This window comes from Roseisalinus antarcticus (assembly GCF_900172355.1).
GTDB classification, from domain to species: domain Bacteria; phylum Pseudomonadota; class Alphaproteobacteria; order Rhodobacterales; family Rhodobacteraceae; genus Oceanicola; species Oceanicola antarcticus_A.
In genome coordinates this window covers 19,469-37,128 of record NZ_FWFZ01000007.1, presented here as the reverse complement: position 1 = coordinate 37,128, position 17,660 = coordinate 19,469, and the positions used below count along the sequence as shown (strand labels likewise).

Genomic DNA, 17,660 nt, shown 5'->3' with positions numbered 1-17,660 from the left:
GCGCGGCCCGTTCTTCCACCGCAACGGGATTCCACGGAAGAGACTGCCCATGCGCCACATCCTGCCCGCCGCCGCCCTCTCTGCCGTCTCCGCCGTTCTTGCCGGGCAGGCCCCCGCGCAGATCACACCGGAGGATGCCTGGACGCTCTACGCCGAGCAGGTCCGCGCGACCGGGCTCGAGATCCGCGCGACCGAATCGCGGGTGGGGCAGACCCTCGTGCTGTCCAACATCCTTTTTGCGGTCCCCCTCCCCGATGCGATCGGCAGCCTCGAAATCCTCGCCGGTCCGGTGCAACTGACCGGGCAGGAGGACGGGTCGGTCTCGATCCATTACCCCGAAAACACGCGGATCAGGATCGTCGGCAGATCGGCCGAGAATCCCCAGCTGCAGCTCGACGCGGCCATCACCGTGGCGATGGCGGACCATACCTCCGTCGCCACTGGCACGCCCGTCGAGATCCTGCTGCGCAGTTCGTCGAGCTCCCTGCAATTCCGCCTCGCCGAGTTGCGGCTGCGCGGGGATCCGGAGATCGAGGGCCTGTCGAGCGAACAGATCCGCCTGTCCTACTCGATCAGCAGCCCCGAATCCGCGCGGTTTTATCGTCGCGATGACGGGCTCGTGCACCTTGAGGCGCAATCGACCGCCGGCGAGATCGCGTACGAATTCGTGATCGACCTGCCCGAGGCCGGGGTCCGGTCCCAGAACTACGGCACGACCGCGGCCACCGAGACCAGCTTTGCCCTGTCCCTGCCGCGCGGCGGGATCGACTATGCCGACCTCTCGTCATCGCTGCGGGCCGGCATGACGCTGGAGGCTGCCACCCGGACGTCGGGCACCACCACGATGGCGATCAGCAGCATCGGCGACCAGGCGTCGAGCCTGCAGGACAGCCGCAGCGCCTCGGGCAACGCGACCCTCCGGCTCGGGTCCGGCGGGTTTGCCGTCCTGGCGGAAACGACCGGGATCGCGCTGTCCTACTCCATGCCGGACCTGCTGCCCTTCGCGGTCAACGGCACCGTCGGCGGCCTGCAATTCTCGGCCAGTTTTCCGGTGCTCGCCTCGGGCGACACGCAGCGGGCGTCCTACGCAGTGGCGCTGTCGGACCTCGCGGTGGAAGACAGGCTGTTTCGGCTGCTGGACCCCACCGGGCTTGTTCCGCAGGACCCGCTGTCGTTCGAGGTCGACGTCGAGTCGCGGGTGCGCCTGCTGGCCGATGTGCTCGACTTCGCCACAATCGGCCAGATGATCCGGATGTTCATCAACCCGGTCGAGGTATCCGAGGTGACCCTGAACCAGGGCAACCTGAGCGGTTTCGGCGCCGCGGTCGAAAGCTCCGGACACTTCACCCTCGATTTCGAGGACCTGGAGAGCTTCGACGGCATGCCGCGCCCCGAAGGCACGGCGACCGCCCGGCTGAGCGGGGTCAACCAGCTGCTCGACCGGCTCGTCACGGTCGGGCTGCTGGGCGACGGCCAGGCCGGGGCCGCGCGGATGGGCCTGGGGATGATGACCCGAGTGGTCGGCGACGACATGCTCGAGAGCAACGTCGAGATCACGCCGGAGGCACAGGTCTTCGTAAACGGCGCACGGATGCGCTAGCCGACGGGATCGGGGCCTCGGGCGGGTTCCGTCCGGGCGCCGATGGCTTGCGGTGCGGCCCCGGGCGGACTACCTCCCGGGTGACCCCGCGCGAAAGGACTTTCATGGCACACGATCTTGCCGCCCTCACCGATCAGCTTGTCGCCGCCGCCCGCAAGGCCGGGGCCGATGCGGCCGATGCGATCGCGGTCGACGGCACATCGGTGTCGATCGACGTGCGCACCGGCGTGCTGGAGGAGGCCCAGCGCGCCGAAGGCGTCGACATCGGCCTGCGGGTGCTGATCGGCCAACGCCAGGCCTGCGTATCGGCCTCGGACACCAGCGCGGACGTGATCGCCCAGATGGCCGAGCGGGCCGTGGCCATGGCCCGCGAGGCGCCCGAGGACCCCTATATCGGCCTCGCCGACCCGGACCAGCTGACCGATGTGCGCGACGCCGCCGGCCTCGACCTTTATGACGACAGCGCAGAGCCCGACCCCGCCGAGCTGGAGGAGGACGCCCGCCGCGCCGAGGCCGCCGCCTTGGCGGTCGAGGGTGTGTCCCAGGTCCAGTCCGCCTCGGCTGGATACGGCCGGCGCCGGATCCACCTGGCGGCGAGCAACGGCTTCTCGGGCGGCTATGGCCGGTCCGACCGCTCGACCTCCTGTGTGGCGATCAGCGGGAGCGGAACCGGGATGGAGCGCGACTACGACTACGATTCGCGCATCTTTCAGGGCGATCTGCGTGCGCCCGAGGACATCGGCCAAAGCGCCGGCGAACGGGCCATCGCCCGTGTCGGCGCCCGGCGGCCCAAGACCGGCGCCTATCCGGTCCTTTATGACGAGCGAATCGCCTCGTCGCTGATCGGCCACCTGGTGCAGGCCATCAACGGGTCGATGATCGCGCGCGGGTCAAGCTGGATGCGCGGCGCACTGGGCGAACAGGTGCTGCCCGCCCACCTCAGCCTGGTCGAGGACCCGCGCCGCCCGCGCACCGGCGGCTCTCGCCCGTTCGACGCCGAGGGGCTGGCCACCGCCAAACGCGCCCTGGTGGACAACGGCGTACTGACCGGCTGGACCCTGGACCTCGCCACCGCCCGCAAGCTCGGCATGCAGAGCACGGCGAACGCAAGCCGGGGCACCTCGGCGCCACCCTCGCCGAGCGTGTCGAACCTGGCGCTGACCCAGGGCCCCAAAAGCCGCGAAGAGCTGATGCGCGACATGGGGACCGGGCTGCTTGTCACCTCCATGATCGGCTCGACCATCAACCCCAATACCGGCGACTATTCCCGCGGCGCCTCGGGCTACTGGGTCGAGAACGGCGAGATCGCCTATCCCGTGAACGAGATCACCGTCGCTGGAAACCTCCGCGACATGCTGCGCGGGATCGTCCCGGCGAACGACGCGCGGGCTCACCTGTCGCGGGTCGTTCCGTCCCTTCTGGTCGAAGGGCTGACCCTTGCCGGGGATTGATGCCGCTGACCTCGAGCTGATCGTCTCGGCGGCCGAGGCGGCCGGGCAAATCGCCCGTCGCTATCACGGCGCCGCGCCGCAGGTCTGGGAGAAGGACGACAATCAGGGCCCGGTCAGCGAGGCCGACCTCGCCGTAGATGGCATGTTGAGATCCCGCCTCATTTCCGCGCGTCCAGACTATGGCTGGTTGTCGGAAGAGACGGAGGACAACGACAGCCGCCTGACCACTTCGCGGCAGTTCATCGTCGACCCCATAGACGGCACCCGCGCCTTCATCGAGGGGGCCAGGGACTGGTCCCATTCCATTGCCGTGGCACATGGAGGACAGATCGTCGCGGCCGCGGTCTATCTGCCGCTGCGGGAAGCCATGTTCTCGGCCTCGCTCGGCGGCGGCGCCCGGCTGAACGGCGGGACCATTGCGGTCAGCGCCGAGGATCAGCTCGACCGGGCGAACGTGCTGGCCAACCGGGTGACCATGGCGCCCGAAAACTGGCGCGACGCCGAGCCGCCGCCGGTTACCCGGCATTTCCGCTCGTCGCTGGCCTACCGGATGTGCCTTGTCGCCCAAGGCCGGTTCGACGCGATGCTGACCTTCCGCCCGACGTGGGAATGGGACATCGCCGCCGGCGCCCTGATCGTGCAGGAGGCCGGCGGCACCGTGACCGACCGCCATGGGCGCGAGCTGAAGTTCAACCGCGGCCTGCCCCAGGCCGACGGGGTGGTGGCGGGCGGCGCCCTGCATCCCGCCCTGGTCGCAGAGCTCGGCAGCCCGGGTTGACCGCCGGGGTCCCGGATGTAAGGTCCGGCGCGACCCAGCCCCATATGGAGAGGCCCATGGCACAGCGTTTGCACCTCGTCTTCGGCGGCGAGCTCGTCGATCCTTCGAAGACCGCTTTCAAGAACATCGACGACCTTCATATCGTCGGCATGTTTCCGGACTACGCCAGCGCCTACAACGCCTGGAAGGCCGAAGCACAGCGCACGGTCGACAACGCGCACATGCGCTATTTCATCGCCCACCTGCACCGGCTGCTCGACGAGGAGAGGGCGACCTCCTCCACCGAAGAACTGGGCGCCTGAGCGGGCCAAGGCGGATGCGGGGGCCAGAGAGCTCGACGCCCGACGCGCGGCCGCGCCCCACGGGACCGATCGTCTGGGTCCATGCCGCGCCGCAGTCGAACATGGATGCCGTGGCGGCCCTGGCCACGCGACTGGCCAACGACGACGTCACCGCCACCTGGATCGTGACCGGAGAGCCGTCCTCGCGTCATGCGCCGCTGATCGGTGTGGCGACGCCGGGCGACAGCTCTGCCGCGATCCACTCCTTCCTCGATTACTGGCGGCCCAGCCTCGCGATCTGGATGCAGGGCGGCCTGCTGGGACCGATCCTGTCGGAGGTCGATTCGCGCGGCATCCCGCGCTTGCTGATCGACACCGACGCGCGGGATCTGACCCTTGTCCGAGCCGGATGGCTGGGGCGGATACGCCGGGGGCTCGTGCGGAATTTCCGCCATGCCCTGGCTGTTGACGAGGAGGCGGCGACCCGGCTGCGGCGGCTCGGGCTCGAGGATTCGCGGATCGAGGTGACCGGCCCGCTCGAGGAAGGCGCAGCCCCCCTGCCCGGGGATGAGACCCTGCGCCGCGAGATGGCCACGGCGCTCGCCGGCCGGCCCCTTTGGTTTGCCCCCGGTGTCCCGATGTCGGAGCTTGCGGCGCTTGCCGATGCCCACATGGCCGCCTGCCGGCGGTCGCATCGGTTGCTGCTGGTCATCATGCCCCGTGCCTGCACCGAGGGCGCCGAGATGGCCGAGATCCTGCGAGAGCTGGGCCTGCGGACGGAGCTGCGCTCGGCCGACGGCGCCCCGATCGAGGATTCGCAGGTCATCGTCGCCGACCGCGCCGAAGAGCTTGGCGTGTGGTATCGCCTGGCCCCGGTTACGTTCTTCGGAGGCACGCTGGACGCCGGCGGCGGACGGTCCCCCTACGAGGCCGCCGCACTCGGGTCAGCCGTGCTGCACGGACCGCGGCTGGATCCCTGGGCCACGGCCTATCACCGTCTGACCGACGCGAGGGCAGCGCATGGCGTCCGCGACGCCACCGCCCTGGGCAAGCAGGTGACCTGGGCGCTGGCCCCGGATGTGGCGGCCCGGTTGGCCCACGCGGCCTGGTCCGCAAGTTCGGCGACCGCGCCGGTCACCAACCGGCTGATGGAGCTGATCGTGGACACCCTAGACGAAGCGGGCGTCTGAGATGCCCGAGCCGCGCTTCTGGCAGCATTCGGCCGGGCGCCCGGGCCTGAGGTCCCGGCTCCTGGCGCCGCTCGGGGCACTCTATGCATGGGCGACGGCGCGGCGGCTGGCCCTCGGGCGGCCCCACCGGGCCGGGGTGCCGGTCATCTGCGTCGGCAACCTGAACGCGGGGGGCACCGGAAAGACCCCGACAGTCATCGCGCTGGCTCAGCGGCTGGTCGACCGCGGGCTGGCGGTACAAGTGGTCTCGCGCGGCTATGGCGGGCGGCTCGAGGGTCCTGCGCAGGTTGATCCTGCGTCCCATGGCGCCGCGGATGTCGGGGACGAGCCGCTGCTTCTGGCCGCCTTCGTCCCGGTCTGGATCGCACGCGACCGCGCCGCCGGCGTCCGGGCCGCGCAGGACGCCGGGGCCGATGTCATCCTGCTGGACGACGGGTTCCAGAACCCGACCGTGGCCAAGGACCTGTCCATTGTCGTCGTCGACGCCCAGCGCGGCTTTGGCAACGGCCTGTGCCTGCCCGCCGGCCCGCTGCGCGAGCCTGTGGCGGCCGGCCTCGCCAGGGCCGATCTGCTGCTGTCCATCGGCGGCGCGGCGGCGCAGGTCAGCTTTGCCGAGACCTGGGGGCCGTCGCTGCCCCCCGCCTTGCCTCGGATCACCGGGCAGCTGGAGCCGTTGGCGACCGGCATGCCCTGGGGCGGCATGCGCGTGCTGGCTTTCGCCGGGATCGCCCACCCGGAAAAGGTCTTCGCCACCTTGCGGACGCTGGGGGCCGAGATCGTGCGCAGCGTGCCGCTGTCGGACCACCAGGCCCTGTCACCGGCGCTCATGCAGCGGCTGGAGCGGGACGCCGCGGTCGCGAACGCGCAGCTCGTCACAACCGAGAAAGACGCCGTGCGGCTGCCGCCCGCGTTCCGGATGAAGGTGTTGACCCTGCCGGTCCGGTTGAGCTTCGACACGCCCGGCCCGCTGGACGCGGCGCTGGACGACCTCTTCGCTCACCAGTCGAAGTCCTGATCCTCGCCCAGCGCGGGAGAGGGCCTGTCGCCGCCGACCTCCGCCTCGGCGAAGCGGATCGGGCTGCGCACGCCGGGCACGCCCTCCGGCGCGATCCGCAGCCCGCGGGCCACGACCTGCGGATCGCAGAAGACCTCGTCCATGTCGTTGATTGGCCCTGCCGGCACGCCCTGGGCCTCGCAGGCCGCCAGCAGGTCCGCCTTGGTGCGCAGCCGGGTCGCGGCGGTCAAACTGGCCACCAGATCCTCCCGATACGCGAGTCGGGCCGGGTTGGTGGCATAGGCCGGGTCGGTGGCCAGCGCCTCCAGCCCCAGCAACCCGCAAAGACGCCGGAACTGGCCGTCATTGCCCACCGCCAGGATGACATGGCCATCGGCACAGTCGAAGACCTGGTAGGGCACGATGTTCGGATGCGCGTTGCCCATCCGGTGGGGCGCCGTGCCGGAGGCGAGGTAGTTCATCGCCTGGTTCGCCGTCACCGCAACGGCCGTATCGAACAGCGCAAGATCGATATGGTCGCCGGTCCCCGTCGCCTGCCGGCGATGGACCGCGGCAAGGATCGCGGTGGCGGCATAGCAGCCGGTGAAGATGTCGGTCACGGCCACGCCGACCTTCTGCGGCTGGCCGTCCGGCTCTCCGGTGACGGACATCAGGCCGGACATGCCCTGGATGATGAAGTCATAGCCCGCCCGCGCGGCATAGGGCCCGTCCTGGCCGAATCCCGTGATCGAACAGACGATCAACCTCGGATCGGCGGCGCGAAGCGTCGCGGCGTCAAGGCCGTAGGCTCTCAGCCCGCCGACCTTGAAGTTCTCGATCAGCACATCGGCCCCGCCGATCAGCCGCTTGACGCGGGCAAGGTCGCCCGCATCCTTGAGGTCGGCCACAAGCGAGCGCTTGCCCCGGTTCGTGCCGTGGAAATAGGCGGCCGACCCGTCACGATCGACGAAAGGCGGCCCCCAGGCGCGGGTGTCGTCGCCCGCCGGCGCCTCGATCTTGATGACCGTCGCGCCCAAGTCCGCCAGCATCTGGCCGGCCCAAGGACCGGCCAGCACCCGCGCCAGCTCGACGACCCGAAGGCCCTCGAGGGGGCGGGTCATTCGCCGATGGCGGCGTCGATGGCGGGCAGCAGGCCGCTGACCCAGTTGCCCTCGAACTTCTCACCGTCGATGATGAAGGTCGGGGTCGAGGTCACGTTGTCGGCCTCGCGGTTCTCCTCGAACCAGGCGATCAGGGTCTGCGCCTTGGTCGCGTCCGAGAAACAGGCATCGACCTCGTCGGAGGTCAGCCCGGTGCTGAGGGCGAGCCGCCGCAGGTTGTCGGCGATCGCGTTGCCGTCGCCCTGGACCCATTCGGCCTGGCGCTCGTAGATCATGCTGGCGGTGCTGAAGAACCGCTCTTCGCCGCCGCAGCGCGCGATCATCGAGGCCCAGAGCCCCGGCAGATCGAAATAGACCTCGCGGTAGATCATCCGGACCTCGCCGGTGTCGATGTAGTTGGCCTTGAACTCGGGGTAGACCGTTTCGTGGAAATTGCGGCAGTGCGGACAGGTGAACGAGGCGTACTCGATCACCGTCACCGGCGCGTCTTCGGCCCCGATCGACATCTCGACGATGGAGGAGGTGTCCAGGTCGGCCGCGTCCTCGGTCTGGGCAAGGGCCGCGCCGACGGGCATGTCGGTGGTATTGCCGCGGTTCGCAAGGAACCATGTTCCGCCGGCGACGAAGGCCACGGCAAGGGCGAGGATAGAGAGAATCTTGGTCATATTGGGCCTTTTCAATGGGAAAGGTCAGCGTTTGCGTCTGGACAGGACATTGGTCCCCAGCGCCTCGAGTGCAAGGCGCAGATCGTCGCTGGCCACGTCACGCGCGACATCGCGTGCTGTTTCGGTGACCTTCGGGTCGGGGGCCGACGGCTGCGCCTTGGGCGCGTGGCCGAACGCGGCCTGTCCTTCCGCGAACCCGATGGGGGCGGTCTGGGTGATGCGGATGCGGTTGATCGCTCGGTAGCCGTAGCAGGCGTTGACCCGCGTCGTGATCTCGCCCTTCTGCATCTCGAGCATCGGGGCCTGCGCCCCGGTGGTCAGCAGGCACAGGGTCGCACCCATGCCCTGACGGCCGTAAGTCACCTCCACCGGGCGGCAGATCGCGGCGATCTCGGGACCGACGATCTCGGCCCAATGGGTCAGCAGGCGCGATTCAGCGAAGCCGCGCGATTGCGTGGCCGCGCGGATGCGCGATTGCATCAGGCCGGAGGCACGGGCAAAGCCGCGCGTGGTGCTGGGGCGACGGGGCTGGGTCATTGCTGCGATCACCCTAGTGTATAGCCGGTGGCCGGGGCCAGAGCGAGAATGGGACAGGGAATAAAGAATGCGTGACGCGGAGCTGAGCAACGCCCTTCTGGCCTGGTATGATACCCACGGCCGGACCCTGCCGTGGCGGGTCGGCCCCGCGGATCGCGCCGCCGGTATCCGCGCCGACCCATATCGCGTGTGGCTGTCCGAAATCATGCTGCAACAGACCACCGTCGCGGCCGTGCGCGAGTATTTCCGCCTGTTCACAGAGCGTTGGCCGAGCGTCGAGGCCCTCGCCGCCGCCGAGGACGGGGACGTGATGGCCGCCTGGGCCGGGCTTGGCTATTACGCCCGGGCCCGCAACCTTCTGAAATGCGCCCGGGTCGTCGCAAGCGACCTTGGCGGCGTCTTTCCTGACACGGTCGACGGGCTCCGCCGTCTGCCGGGGATCGGGCCCTATACCGCGGGGGCGATCGCGGCGATCGCCTTCGACCGACCCGCGACCGTCGTCGACGGCAATGTGGAGCGGGTCATGGCCCGGCTCCACGCGATAAAGTCGCCGCTGCCCGCCGCCAAGTCCGAATTGACCGAGTGCGCCGCCGCTCTGACGCCGCAGACCCGCCCCGGCGACCATGCGCAGGCCGTCATGGACCTGGGCGCCACGATCTGCACCCCGCGCCGGCCCGCCTGCGGCATCTGCCCCTGGCGCGATCCCTGCGCGGCCCGGGCCGCGGGGATCGCCGACACCCTGCCCCGCAAGTTGCCCAAGGCGGCCAAGCCGATCCGGCTGGGCATCGCCTATGTGGCCCGCCGCGCCGACGGCGCCTGGCTGCTGCAGCGTCGGCCCGACAAGGGGCTGCTGGGCGGGATGCTCGGCTGGCCGGGCAGCGACTGGGGCGAGGCCCCCACCCCGGCCCCGCCGCTTGATGCCGGCTGGCGCGACGCGGGGGCCGAGGCCCGCCACACCTTCACCCATTTCCACCTCCGCCTGCGGGTCGAGGTGGCCGAGGTGCCCGCCGACACGCCCCCGGGCGAGGGCATGTTCGTTGCGAAAGAGAGCTTTCGCCCCGCCGATCTGCCGACGGTGATGCGCAAGGTCTACGACATTGCCAGCAGTGCGCTTCTGTCCGATTGAGCGCCGGCCCGAGCGCGGTTAACCTTGTGGCAAAACAAGAGCGGTTAGGTCGATCCCATGATCTCGTCTTCCCAAGCAGCGCGTCTGTCGAACGCATTGCCCTTCTGGCTGTCCCTGGCGCTGGTCCCGCTGCCTGTCGTCGGCGCGGTGCAGGGCGGCTGGACCGTCCTGCTGGCGCCGCTCTGCACCTGGAACATGTTCTCGATCATCGACGCCTTCGCCGGTCGGAACGAGGAAAACGTGGATCCGCAGACCGGCGAGGACTCGCTCCTCTGGTACAAGCTGATCGTGCTGATCTGGGCCCCGGTACAGGCGGCGCTGCTGTTCGGCACCATGGCCTACACGGTGCAGGCAGAGCATCTGTCGACGCTGGAAAAAGTGGTGAACTTCTTCGGCGTCGGCGTGGTGACCGGCACGGTCGGCATCGTCTACGCCCACGAGTTGCTGCATCAACGCAACCGGGTGGAACGCTCGCTGGGCGATCTGCTTCTGGCGATGGTGCTTTATTCCCATTTCCGGTCCGAGCATCTGCTGGTCCATCACCGCTATGTCGGCACCCCGCGCGACCCGGTGACCGCCCGCTACAACGAGGGGTTCCACCGCTATTATCCCCGCGTCCTCTGGCAATGCCTTGTCTCGGCCTTCCGCGCCGAACAGGCGATGCTTGCGCGCAAGGGGCTGCCGTGGTGGCACCGCTCGAACCCGTTCTGGCGCTACTGGACACTGGAGGCCGGTATGGTGCTGCTGGCCGCGCTGATCGGCGGGTGGCAGGGCGTGGGCCTCTTCCTGATCCAGGCGGGCACGGCTGTCTGGGCGCTGGAGCTTACGAATTACGTCGAGCACTACGGGCTGACCCGCAAGCATCTGGGCGAGGGCCGGTATGAACACGTGCTGCCCCGGCATTCGTGGAACGCCTCGCACCGGGCATCGAACTGGCTGCTGATCAACCTCCAGCGCCATTCCGACCACCACTACAAGCCCAGCCGCCGCTTTCCGCTGCTCCAGACCTATTCCGAGGCAGACGCGCCGCAGCTTCCCTACGGTTATCCGATGATGACGGCCCTCGCGATGGTGCCGCCGCTGTGGCGCCGGGTGATGAACCCGAAGGTCAGGGCCTGGCGCCGGGCCTATTACCCCGAGATCACCGACTGGCAGCCCTACAAGACCGGTACGCTGCCGATGCCGCGCTAGGCCGGTCGGAAAAGCGCGGAACGGAAAAGCGCAGGAGAGAAAAAAGCCCCCGGTGTCATCGCGACACACGGGGGCAAGGTAGTGCCATCTGGCGGCTTTGGCCGCAGGCACCGGCGGTCTCGGGAATCTCGGTGTTCAGGGGGCGGTCAGCCGTCGCGCATCTCTGCCCGGATCTGCTGCCGCAAGAGGTCGATGGGCACCGATTTGCCGTCGCGGCGGAAGCACCAGTAGGTCCAGCCATTGCAGGACGGCGCCCCTTCCAGATGCGCCCCGACCTGATGGATGGAGCCGCGCACGTCGTCGGCCACGAGGGTCCCGTCAGCCCGGACCTTGGCGGTCTTCTGCCCGTTCAGCGAGGTCAGCACCTCGCCTGGCCGCAGCATCCCGCGCTCCACCAGCTGGCCGAAGGGCACGCGCGGCTCCGCCCGCTTGGAGGTCGAGACCATCAGCGCATCGCGGTCGTATCTCCGCACCTTCGCAAGCCGCTTCTCCGCGACCTCGCGATAGGCCGCTTCCCGTTCGATGCCGATGAAATCCCGGCCCAGCATCTTGGCCACCGCCCCCGTCGTACCGGTGCCGAAGAAGGGATCGAGCACAACGTCGCCCGGGTTCGTCGTCCCCAGCAACACGCGGTGCAGCAGTGATTCGGGCTTTTGCGTCGGGTGGGCCTTGTCGCCGGCTTCGTCCTTCAGCCGCTCGTGCCCGGTGCAGATCGGCAGCACCCAGTCGGAGCGCATCTGGATCCCCTCGTTGAGGGATTTCAGCGCCTCGTAGTTGAACGTGTATTTCGCCGCCTCCGACCGCGAGGCCCAGATCAGCGTCTCATGCGCGTTGGTCAGGCGCTTGCCGCGGAAGTTCGGCATCGGGTTCGACTTGCGCCACACCACGTCGTTGAGGATCCAGTAGCCCTGGTTCTGCAACTCGGCGCCCAGCCGGAAAACGTTGTGATAGGAGCCGATGACCCAGATCGCGCCGTTTGGCTTCAGCAGGCGACGGGCCTCGGCCAGCCATTGCCGGGTGAAGTGGTCATAGGCCTCGAACCCCGAGAATTGATCCCAGGCATCGTCGACCGCATCCACCCGGGAATTGTCCGGGCGATGCAGGTCGCCTTTCAACTGAAGGTTGTATGGCGGATCGGCAAAGATCAGGTCGATGCTCTGGTCCGGCAAGCTTTTCATGGCCGCGATGCAATCGCCGCCGAGAATCGTGTTGAGAGGGAGCACCGGGGCGCTCTTGATCGTCTTCGTCATCATCGTCTGCCTCGTCCCCGGCGGGTGTTCCGCTCTTGGTTGGCACCAAGATGAGTCAGCGACGATTCGCTGTCAAAAACTTTAATGAATCAAGGTGTTATGGATTTCCCTTGATACAAGATATTGTGGACGGGCTTGAAACTGCATCTATGGTGAGGGGTCACACCAAGATTCTGGAGTGCCGAAATGTGACGCTTCGTGGGATAGCCCGCGTTCGTCTCCCATCCGTAGCCGGGATGCTGTTGCGCCAAATCCACCATGATCGCATCGCGCCCAACTTTGGCCACAATTGAGGCCGCCGCGACCGACAGGCTTCGCCCGTCCCCCTTGACCACGGCGGTGCCCTCGCATGGCATCTCACGCGGCAGATAAGGCCCGTCAACGATGGCAAAATCCGCGGCCAGGGCGGTCAGCGCACGGACCATGGCGAGATGCGAGGCCCGCAGGATGTTGAGCGCGTCGATCTCCTCGACACTGGCATGGGCGACGGCGACCGCGGCATTGGCATGAAGCTCTGCGGCAAGACGCTCGCGCTCGGCGGCGGAGAGCGTCTTGCTGTCGGCCAGCCCCGTCGGGATCCGCGCCGGATCCAGGATCACGGCGGCGGCGGTGACAGGCCCGGCCAGCGGGCCGCGCCCGACCTCGTCGACGCCGGCAATCCGGAGGGCACCGCGCAGCCGTGCAGCCTCTTCAAACGAGAAATCGGGAGAGAAAGCAGATCGTGCCATGCCCCATCTGCCCCGGCCCGGATCGGGACCGCAAGCAGATTGGGGCGGAAGGCCATGTCATCCTCCCGCCCCTTTCGCGGACGCGGCGACTGGGGAGATGCCGCGCCCACTGCTCGACCGGTGCCTAGCGGCGACCGGCGATGTAGTAGCCCTCGCTCCGCAGGCAGCGCGGGATCCAGCCGTAGCGGTAATCGCCGTCACGCTCGCGAACCGTGACAAAGCAGCTTTGCGGCAGGTTGTGGGCGGCCGGGTAGGTGCGGCTCATGCAATGGCGGATGAACATGCGCAGGTCGCCGTTGTGGCGGGTCTGGATCGTCCGCAGGCACTCGCCCGGCAGCGCCCGGACATCCGCCTGATCCGGGCGGTTGCCGCCCTGGTGCCGGCCTTGATTGCCGGGCCGGCCGTCCCGGTTCGAATACCCCTGGCCCGGCCGATGGTCCGGCCGGCCAGCCTGCGGCTGGTGCGGCGCGGGGGGCTGCGGGTGGGTCGTTCGTGCCTCGTGGTCGCGGTCGTCGTCATCATCGTCGTCGTCGTCGTCATTGTTGCGGGCCACGTGAGAGATGACGGCCAGCGCCGTCAGCCCGAAGAGCAGCGCCCCGATCTGGTTGTCCCGGGTGTCGTCGGACTTGGTGTCGGCAAAGGCCCCCGTCGGCAGGGCAGCGGTGGTGGCCAGCAGCCCGGCGAGAGCATAGGCGGTGAGTTTCCTGAACATCGCGTTTCCTTTCGGTTGAGCCCGAGAGCAGGTCGGGCGCTATGCCGAAAGACATGGGGGGATGCGGGTAAAGCAGACAATAACAGCCGACCGCTATCGGTTAGCGGCGCCAATCCAGCGGCGGATATTGAATAGCAAGCGCGTCTCGCGCAGTGTCAGGGCATGAGATACAGCATCCTCCCCCTCGCACTCCTGATGGCCCTGGGCACCGCGGCTCAGGCCGAGTGCTATGCCGATTACAAGGCCAAGCAGGACGACCCGCTCAGGCTCCACTACGGTGTGGCAGAGATCGACGGGTCGTGTAGTGTTGCCACAGCAGAGCAGGAACTCGAAGGACGTCTGTCCTCCGGGGGCTGGCAGCTGCTGGAAGTGCTCGGCACATTCGACCGGGCGGCAGCCGAGTCGAGGAGAAACGATGCGGGAGACAACTACCTCCGCTATTGATGCGAGACAGACCGGCACCCGGACGGTCGCGGCCGGCCTCGGGGCGATCGTTCTCATTCTCGGGGCCGCGGCCGTCTTGCTGTTCCTCAACCTGCCCGACGCCAATGCCTTCAACGCGCGGGTCGAGCGGCTGTTCGTCGAGAATTCCGACCTGACCTCGCAGGCCGAAATCAAGCTGTTGGAGATCCTTGCGCAATCGGGCACGGCTTTCTCGGAAACGCTCACCAGCTACCGGTTCGTGATCTTCGTGCTGCTTGTCTTTGCCACGGCCCTTCTGGTGGCCGCGGTCGCGTTCCTTGTCATGCTGGTGGTGCTGAACAGGCGCATGGGCCGGATCGAACAGAAAGGGATCGAGGTCAATTCCCTGATGATCGCCCGGGAACAGAACCTAGTCTACCTGAACAACTTCGAGTTCAAGCTGACGGCCGCCGCGATCGAGACGCTCAGCGTCCTCGCCGAGGCGCGGCTGGACGACGAGGTTCTGACCGGCGCCGAGATCGAGGGGGTAATTTCCGGCCGCAACGCGGTCGATTGCGACGAGGCGGCGGGCGCCACCCGGATAAAGCGCCTGCGGGATTCCCTCGGGAACCAGATGATGTCGGAGCTACTGGTCAAGAACATCGCAAGGCGCGGCTACATGCTGGCCATCGACAAGGGTGTGATCCGGATGGTCTGACGGCCCGGGCGGCGGGCCGGGGCCCGGTCAGATCAGTCGGGGAAAGCGCGGGTCGACCCGGCGCCAGAAGTGCAGCAGATCCTCGGCCAGAGCCGGATGCTGCCCCATGGATTGCACCGCAAAGATATCGGCAGAGACCAGCGCGGCCAGCCGGTATCCCAGCGGCACGACAGGGTCGATCTTGGCGGCGCTGCCGAACGTGTCCTCGATCCCCTCGGTAGCGGAGGTCAAGGCAAAGGCCAGCGCCAACGCCGGCTCCTCGGCCCATTTCTCGGCGAGACGCCGGACAAGGGTCCGTTGCCGCTCCGGCACACCGGACAGCAGTTCCTCCATCGCGAATTCGATCATGTCGTCCAATGCCGCCTGTCGCTCTGAAGTCACGCTACACCTCTCAAAATTGAATAAACCTCGTGCAAACTACCGGTTCGGGCGACGGACGTCGCCGAAGAAATTAAGACTTCGTTAACGCCTGTGCGGCGGCGGGGTGTCGGGACGATCGGAGCGCTGGTGACCCCGGCGGGACCTGACTGTGCAGCTTGCACCTTGGCCGAGGGCAAGACCGACGCCACAATGCTCCGCCGCGTCCCCTCGATGCAGTAGCGCACACAGTATGTGGAGGAAACCTCTCCCCGAGCGAAGCTTGTCCTCACCCGGGTCGGGCAAGTTTGGACCTTCGGGACAATGGCCTGATCCGAGCGCTCCGACGGGCCGCTGCCTGTCACTCGGGAGAACGGGATCTCACGCCTGGCCCTGAACGGACGCCCTTGGCGATGTCCGGGAGCGTAGTGCACCCGATTGCCTGGATATTTGGGCTGCCAGGATGGCATCGCGCACGACCGTAGCAAGATGGCAGCCAGATTGGCTCGTTGGAAAGTGCATGCCGAAGGTCGTGGCCTACGAGGGTTGGGCCCATCGAGACACGCGAATATCAAGCATCACTTTGGAAAGCCCCGAAGAAGAGTTTTGCACTCATGATTAGGAAAGTTTCGCTGGTTGAGCCAATTGCTATTTCGCACAACCTCCGTCTAAAAGCTGCCTGAACCACGAACCCGTTGTGGCCGGCCAAGAGGGCACCATTGACAATGGCCAAGCCTGCTTCAACAAGACCTCCGAACGCATGTTTTTCGAGCTCTTTGGCCCCAATCTTTGGGTGAAAGGTGGCGTTTCTCATTTGATCAAGGTCAGGGAACGCCAAACGAAAAATATTGTTGGATTCCTCTATTTTCTCAAAGTCGATAAATTCCCTGATCTCCTGAGCCCTGCCCGATAGCACCGATTTTTTCTGCAAAGGCCTTGAGGGAGAGAACAAAGGTTTGGGTTCCCGCCCCGGTCCAGACCAGAAACGTCTGCAACTCAGAGGAATATTCTCGTTTCTGATTGCCGAAGGGGTCCTCTGATAATTATTGGCGGCGCCAATTGTTTGATGAAATCTCCAAATCGAGGCCATGCCGAAATTCTTGGACGCAATTTTCCAAGGTTGGGAGAATCCGATCTATATCTTCGGCAATCTCAATTTTCTTCAGTGGTGCGCCGAGCGCCTTCAATCTGGTTTCGCACGGCCATTTCTCTCCCGACTCAAACCGTTTCAATTCTAGATCCTTCTCCGGTCAACGGCGACACGCCCACGGTCGGGATCGTGACCGCTCCGCGCTCGATCTCAAAGGGAAGCTGGTGACCCCGGCAGGATTCGAACCTGCAACCTGCCCCTTAGGAGGGGGCTGCTCTATCCAGTTGAGCCACGGGGCCGTCGACCCTTCATTGCCCGGGTTTCGATCTTTGGTCAACGCGGGAGGCGTTGCAGCTTGGACATCCCCGCGCCGGGCGGGTAACAAAGTTGCCGAGGCACCGTTCAGAAAGCAATCACCGTGACAAGACCCCCCCGCCGCCCGCTAACGCTTCGTGATGTCTCCGAGGCGTCGGGTGTGAGCGAGATGACCGTCAGCCGCGTTCTGCGCAACAAGGGTGACGTGAGCGAGAAGACCCGTGCCAAGGTTCAGGAGGCGGCCAAACGGCTGGGCTATGTGCCCAACAAGATCGCCGGTGCGCTTGCCTCCAACCGGGTGAACCTCGTGGCCGTGGTGATTCCCTCGCTCAAGAACATGGTCTTCCCCGAAGTGTTGTCGGGCGTGTCCGAAGCCTTCGAGGGCTCCCCCCTGCAACCGGTTGTCGGGGTCACCGACTACACGCCGGAGAAGGAGGAAAAGGTCCTTTTCGAGATGCTGTCCTGGCGACCGTCCGGCGTGATCATCGCGGGACTGGAACATTCCGAGGCTTCGCAGGCGATGCTGGCCCAGGCCGGCTGTCCCGTGGTCGAGATCATGGACACCGACGGAGAGCCGATCGACAGCTGTGTCGGCATCTCGCACCGCCGCGCCGGGCGCCAGATGGCCGACGAGATCCTCAAGGCCGGCTACAGGCGTATCGGGTTTCTCGGCAGCAAGATGCCTCTGGACCACCGGGCGCGGAAGCGTTTCGAGGGCTTCACCAGCACGCTCGGCAAGGCCGGGCTCGAGATCGCCGACCGGGAGTTCTACTCCGGCGGCTCCGCCCTCGCCAAGGGTCGCGAGATGACGGCGCAACTGCTAGCGCGGACCCCAGACATAGATTTCATGTATTATTCCAACGACATGATTGGGGCAGGCGGCTTGCTTTACCTGCTCGACAAGGGGATCGCCGTGCCCGGACAGATCGGTCTCGCAGGGTTCAACGGGGTCGAGCTGCTCGAAGGTCTGCCGCGACGGCTCGCAACGATGGATGCCTGCCGCCGCGAGATCGGTCAGCGCGCCGCGCGGATCATCCTCGCGCGGCAGGAGGAAGACGCCCCCACCGATCCCGTGGTCGAGGAGCTGCAACCCACGCTCAGCCTTGGTGACACGCTCTTGCGCGGCTGACGCCCTGCGCCGTCCGGGGCGGGGA

19 protein-coding genes and 1 tRNA gene are annotated in these 17,660 nt (G+C 67.1%); 11 read left to right on the top strand and 9 right to left on the bottom strand.

What is annotated here, in order from left to right; all coding sequences use genetic code 11:
* The first annotated feature begins 49 nt into the window (after positions 1-49).
* The 6 genes from ROA7023_RS08455 (at position 50) to lpxK (ending at position 6,315) form a co-directional block, all read left to right on the top strand.
* A complete protein-coding gene (locus ROA7023_RS08455; RefSeq protein ID WP_085878586.1) occupies positions 50-1,600 on the top strand; it encodes a DUF2125 domain-containing protein in 1,551 nt (516 codons plus the stop codon).
* Between the two features lie 104 nt (positions 1,601-1,704).
* Positions 1,705-3,051: a TldD/PmbA family protein gene (locus ROA7023_RS08450; RefSeq protein WP_085878585.1), complete on the top strand. Its 1,347-nt coding sequence runs from the start codon at positions 1,705-1,707 to the stop codon at positions 3,049-3,051.
* Positions 3,038-3,829, top strand: a complete 792-nt coding sequence (locus ROA7023_RS08445) for a 3'(2'),5'-bisphosphate nucleotidase CysQ (protein ID WP_306372480.1) — start codon at positions 3,038-3,040, stop codon at positions 3,827-3,829. Before ROA7023_RS08450 ends, ROA7023_RS08445 begins: the two co-directional genes overlap by 14 nt.
* Positions 3,830-3,885: 56 nt before the next feature.
* Positions 3,886-4,131 carry a DUF4170 domain-containing protein gene (locus ROA7023_RS08440; protein WP_085878584.1) on the top strand — a complete coding sequence of 82 codons (246 nt, stop codon included), beginning with the start codon at positions 3,886-3,888 and terminating at the stop codon, positions 4,129-4,131.
* 14 nt (positions 4,132-4,145) lie between these two features.
* Complete coding sequence (locus ROA7023_RS08435) at positions 4,146-5,300, top strand: 3-deoxy-D-manno-octulosonic acid transferase (protein WP_085878583.1); 1,155 nt, start codon at positions 4,146-4,148, stop codon at positions 5,298-5,300.
* A gap of 1 nt (position 5,301) precedes the next feature.
* Positions 5,302-6,315 (top strand): tetraacyldisaccharide 4'-kinase, encoded by a 1,014-nt coding sequence (lpxK, locus tag ROA7023_RS08430; protein WP_085878582.1) that lies wholly within the window; start codon positions 5,302-5,304, stop codon positions 6,313-6,315.
* Here lpxK and ROA7023_RS08425 read toward each other — a convergent pair.
* The 3 genes from ROA7023_RS08425 to ROA7023_RS08415 are packed head-to-tail and all read right to left on the bottom strand — an operon-like array spanning position 6,297 to position 8,617.
* A complete protein-coding gene (locus ROA7023_RS08425; protein ID WP_085878581.1) occupies positions 6,297-7,415 on the bottom strand; it encodes a CaiB/BaiF CoA transferase family protein in 1,119 nt (372 codons plus the stop codon). The two genes, lpxK and ROA7023_RS08425, sit on opposite strands and share 19 nt — an antisense overlap.
* Positions 7,412-8,080, bottom strand: a complete 669-nt coding sequence (locus ROA7023_RS08420) for a DsbA family protein (protein WP_085878580.1) — start codon at positions 8,078-8,080, stop codon at positions 7,412-7,414. Before ROA7023_RS08420 ends, ROA7023_RS08425 begins: the two co-directional genes overlap by 4 nt.
* A gap of 24 nt (positions 8,081-8,104) precedes the next feature.
* Positions 8,105-8,617, bottom strand: a complete 513-nt coding sequence (locus ROA7023_RS08415) for a DUF721 domain-containing protein (protein WP_085878579.1) — start codon at positions 8,615-8,617, stop codon at positions 8,105-8,107.
* A 67-nt stretch (positions 8,618-8,684) separates the two neighbouring features.
* On the opposite strand from ROA7023_RS08415, the gene mutY reads away from it, so the two are divergent.
* Together mutY and ROA7023_RS08405 are read left to right on the top strand one after the other, a co-directional pair.
* Positions 8,685-9,743 (top strand): A/G-specific adenine glycosylase, encoded by a 1,059-nt coding sequence (mutY, locus tag ROA7023_RS08410; RefSeq protein WP_085878578.1) that lies wholly within the window; start codon positions 8,685-8,687, stop codon positions 9,741-9,743.
* Between the two features lie 57 nt (positions 9,744-9,800).
* Positions 9,801-10,934 (top strand): alkane 1-monooxygenase, encoded by a 1,134-nt coding sequence (locus tag ROA7023_RS08405; protein ID WP_085878577.1) that lies wholly within the window; start codon positions 9,801-9,803, stop codon positions 10,932-10,934.
* Between the two features lie 146 nt (positions 10,935-11,080).
* Here ROA7023_RS08405 and ROA7023_RS08400 read toward each other — a convergent pair whose 3' ends face one another.
* The 3 genes from ROA7023_RS08400 to ROA7023_RS08390 all read right to left on the bottom strand — a co-directional run bounded on the left by ROA7023_RS08400 (position 11,081) and on the right by ROA7023_RS08390 (position 13,624).
* On the bottom strand, positions 11,081-12,187 hold the full coding sequence (locus ROA7023_RS08400) for a site-specific DNA-methyltransferase (protein ID WP_234992100.1): 1,107 nt from the start codon (positions 12,185-12,187) through the stop codon (positions 11,081-11,083).
* Positions 12,188-12,273: 86 nt separating this feature from the next.
* Entirely contained in the window at positions 12,274-12,912 is a 639-nt protein-coding gene (gene rnhB, locus ROA7023_RS08395) for a ribonuclease HII (protein ID WP_085878576.1), read from the bottom strand.
* Positions 12,913-13,036: 124 nt separating this feature from the next.
* Positions 13,037-13,624, bottom strand: coding sequence for a hypothetical protein (locus ROA7023_RS08390; protein WP_085878575.1), 588 nt, complete (start codon positions 13,622-13,624; stop codon positions 13,037-13,039).
* Positions 13,625-13,786: 162 nt separating this feature from the next.
* Between ROA7023_RS08390 and ROA7023_RS08385 the strand changes: the two genes are divergently transcribed.
* Entirely contained in the window at positions 13,787-14,068 is a 282-nt protein-coding gene (locus tag ROA7023_RS08385; protein ID WP_085878574.1) for a hypothetical protein, read from the top strand.
* Positions 14,040-14,744: a winged helix-turn-helix domain-containing protein gene (locus tag ROA7023_RS08380; protein WP_085878573.1), complete on the top strand. Its 705-nt coding sequence runs from the start codon at positions 14,040-14,042 to the stop codon at positions 14,742-14,744. Before ROA7023_RS08385 ends, ROA7023_RS08380 begins: the two co-directional genes overlap by 29 nt.
* A gap of 27 nt (positions 14,745-14,771) precedes the next feature.
* On the opposite strand, the gene ROA7023_RS08375 is transcribed toward ROA7023_RS08380, so the two are convergent.
* The 3 genes from ROA7023_RS08375 to ROA7023_RS08370 all read right to left on the bottom strand — a co-directional run bounded on the left by ROA7023_RS08375 (position 14,772) and on the right by ROA7023_RS08370 (position 16,490).
* The gene (locus ROA7023_RS08375) at positions 14,772-15,125 is read right to left on the bottom strand and encodes a hypothetical protein (protein WP_159458468.1); all 354 of its coding nucleotides are present in this window, start codon (positions 15,123-15,125) and stop codon (positions 14,772-14,774) included.
* A gap of 547 nt (positions 15,126-15,672) precedes the next feature.
* Positions 15,673-16,191 carry a hypothetical protein gene (locus ROA7023_RS23745; RefSeq protein ID WP_143535490.1) on the bottom strand — a complete coding sequence of 173 codons (519 nt, stop codon included), beginning with the start codon at positions 16,189-16,191 and terminating at the stop codon, positions 15,673-15,675.
* 222 nt (positions 16,192-16,413) lie between these two features.
* Positions 16,414-16,490: transfer RNA gene (locus tag ROA7023_RS08370), tRNA-Arg, on the bottom strand.
* Between the two features lie 119 nt (positions 16,491-16,609).
* On the opposite strand from ROA7023_RS08370, the gene ROA7023_RS08365 reads away from it, so the two are divergent.
* On the top strand, positions 16,610-17,635 hold the full coding sequence (locus ROA7023_RS08365; protein WP_085878571.1) for a LacI family DNA-binding transcriptional regulator: 1,026 nt from the start codon (positions 16,610-16,612) through the stop codon (positions 17,633-17,635).
* The last annotated feature ends 25 nt before the right edge of the window (positions 17,636-17,660 follow it).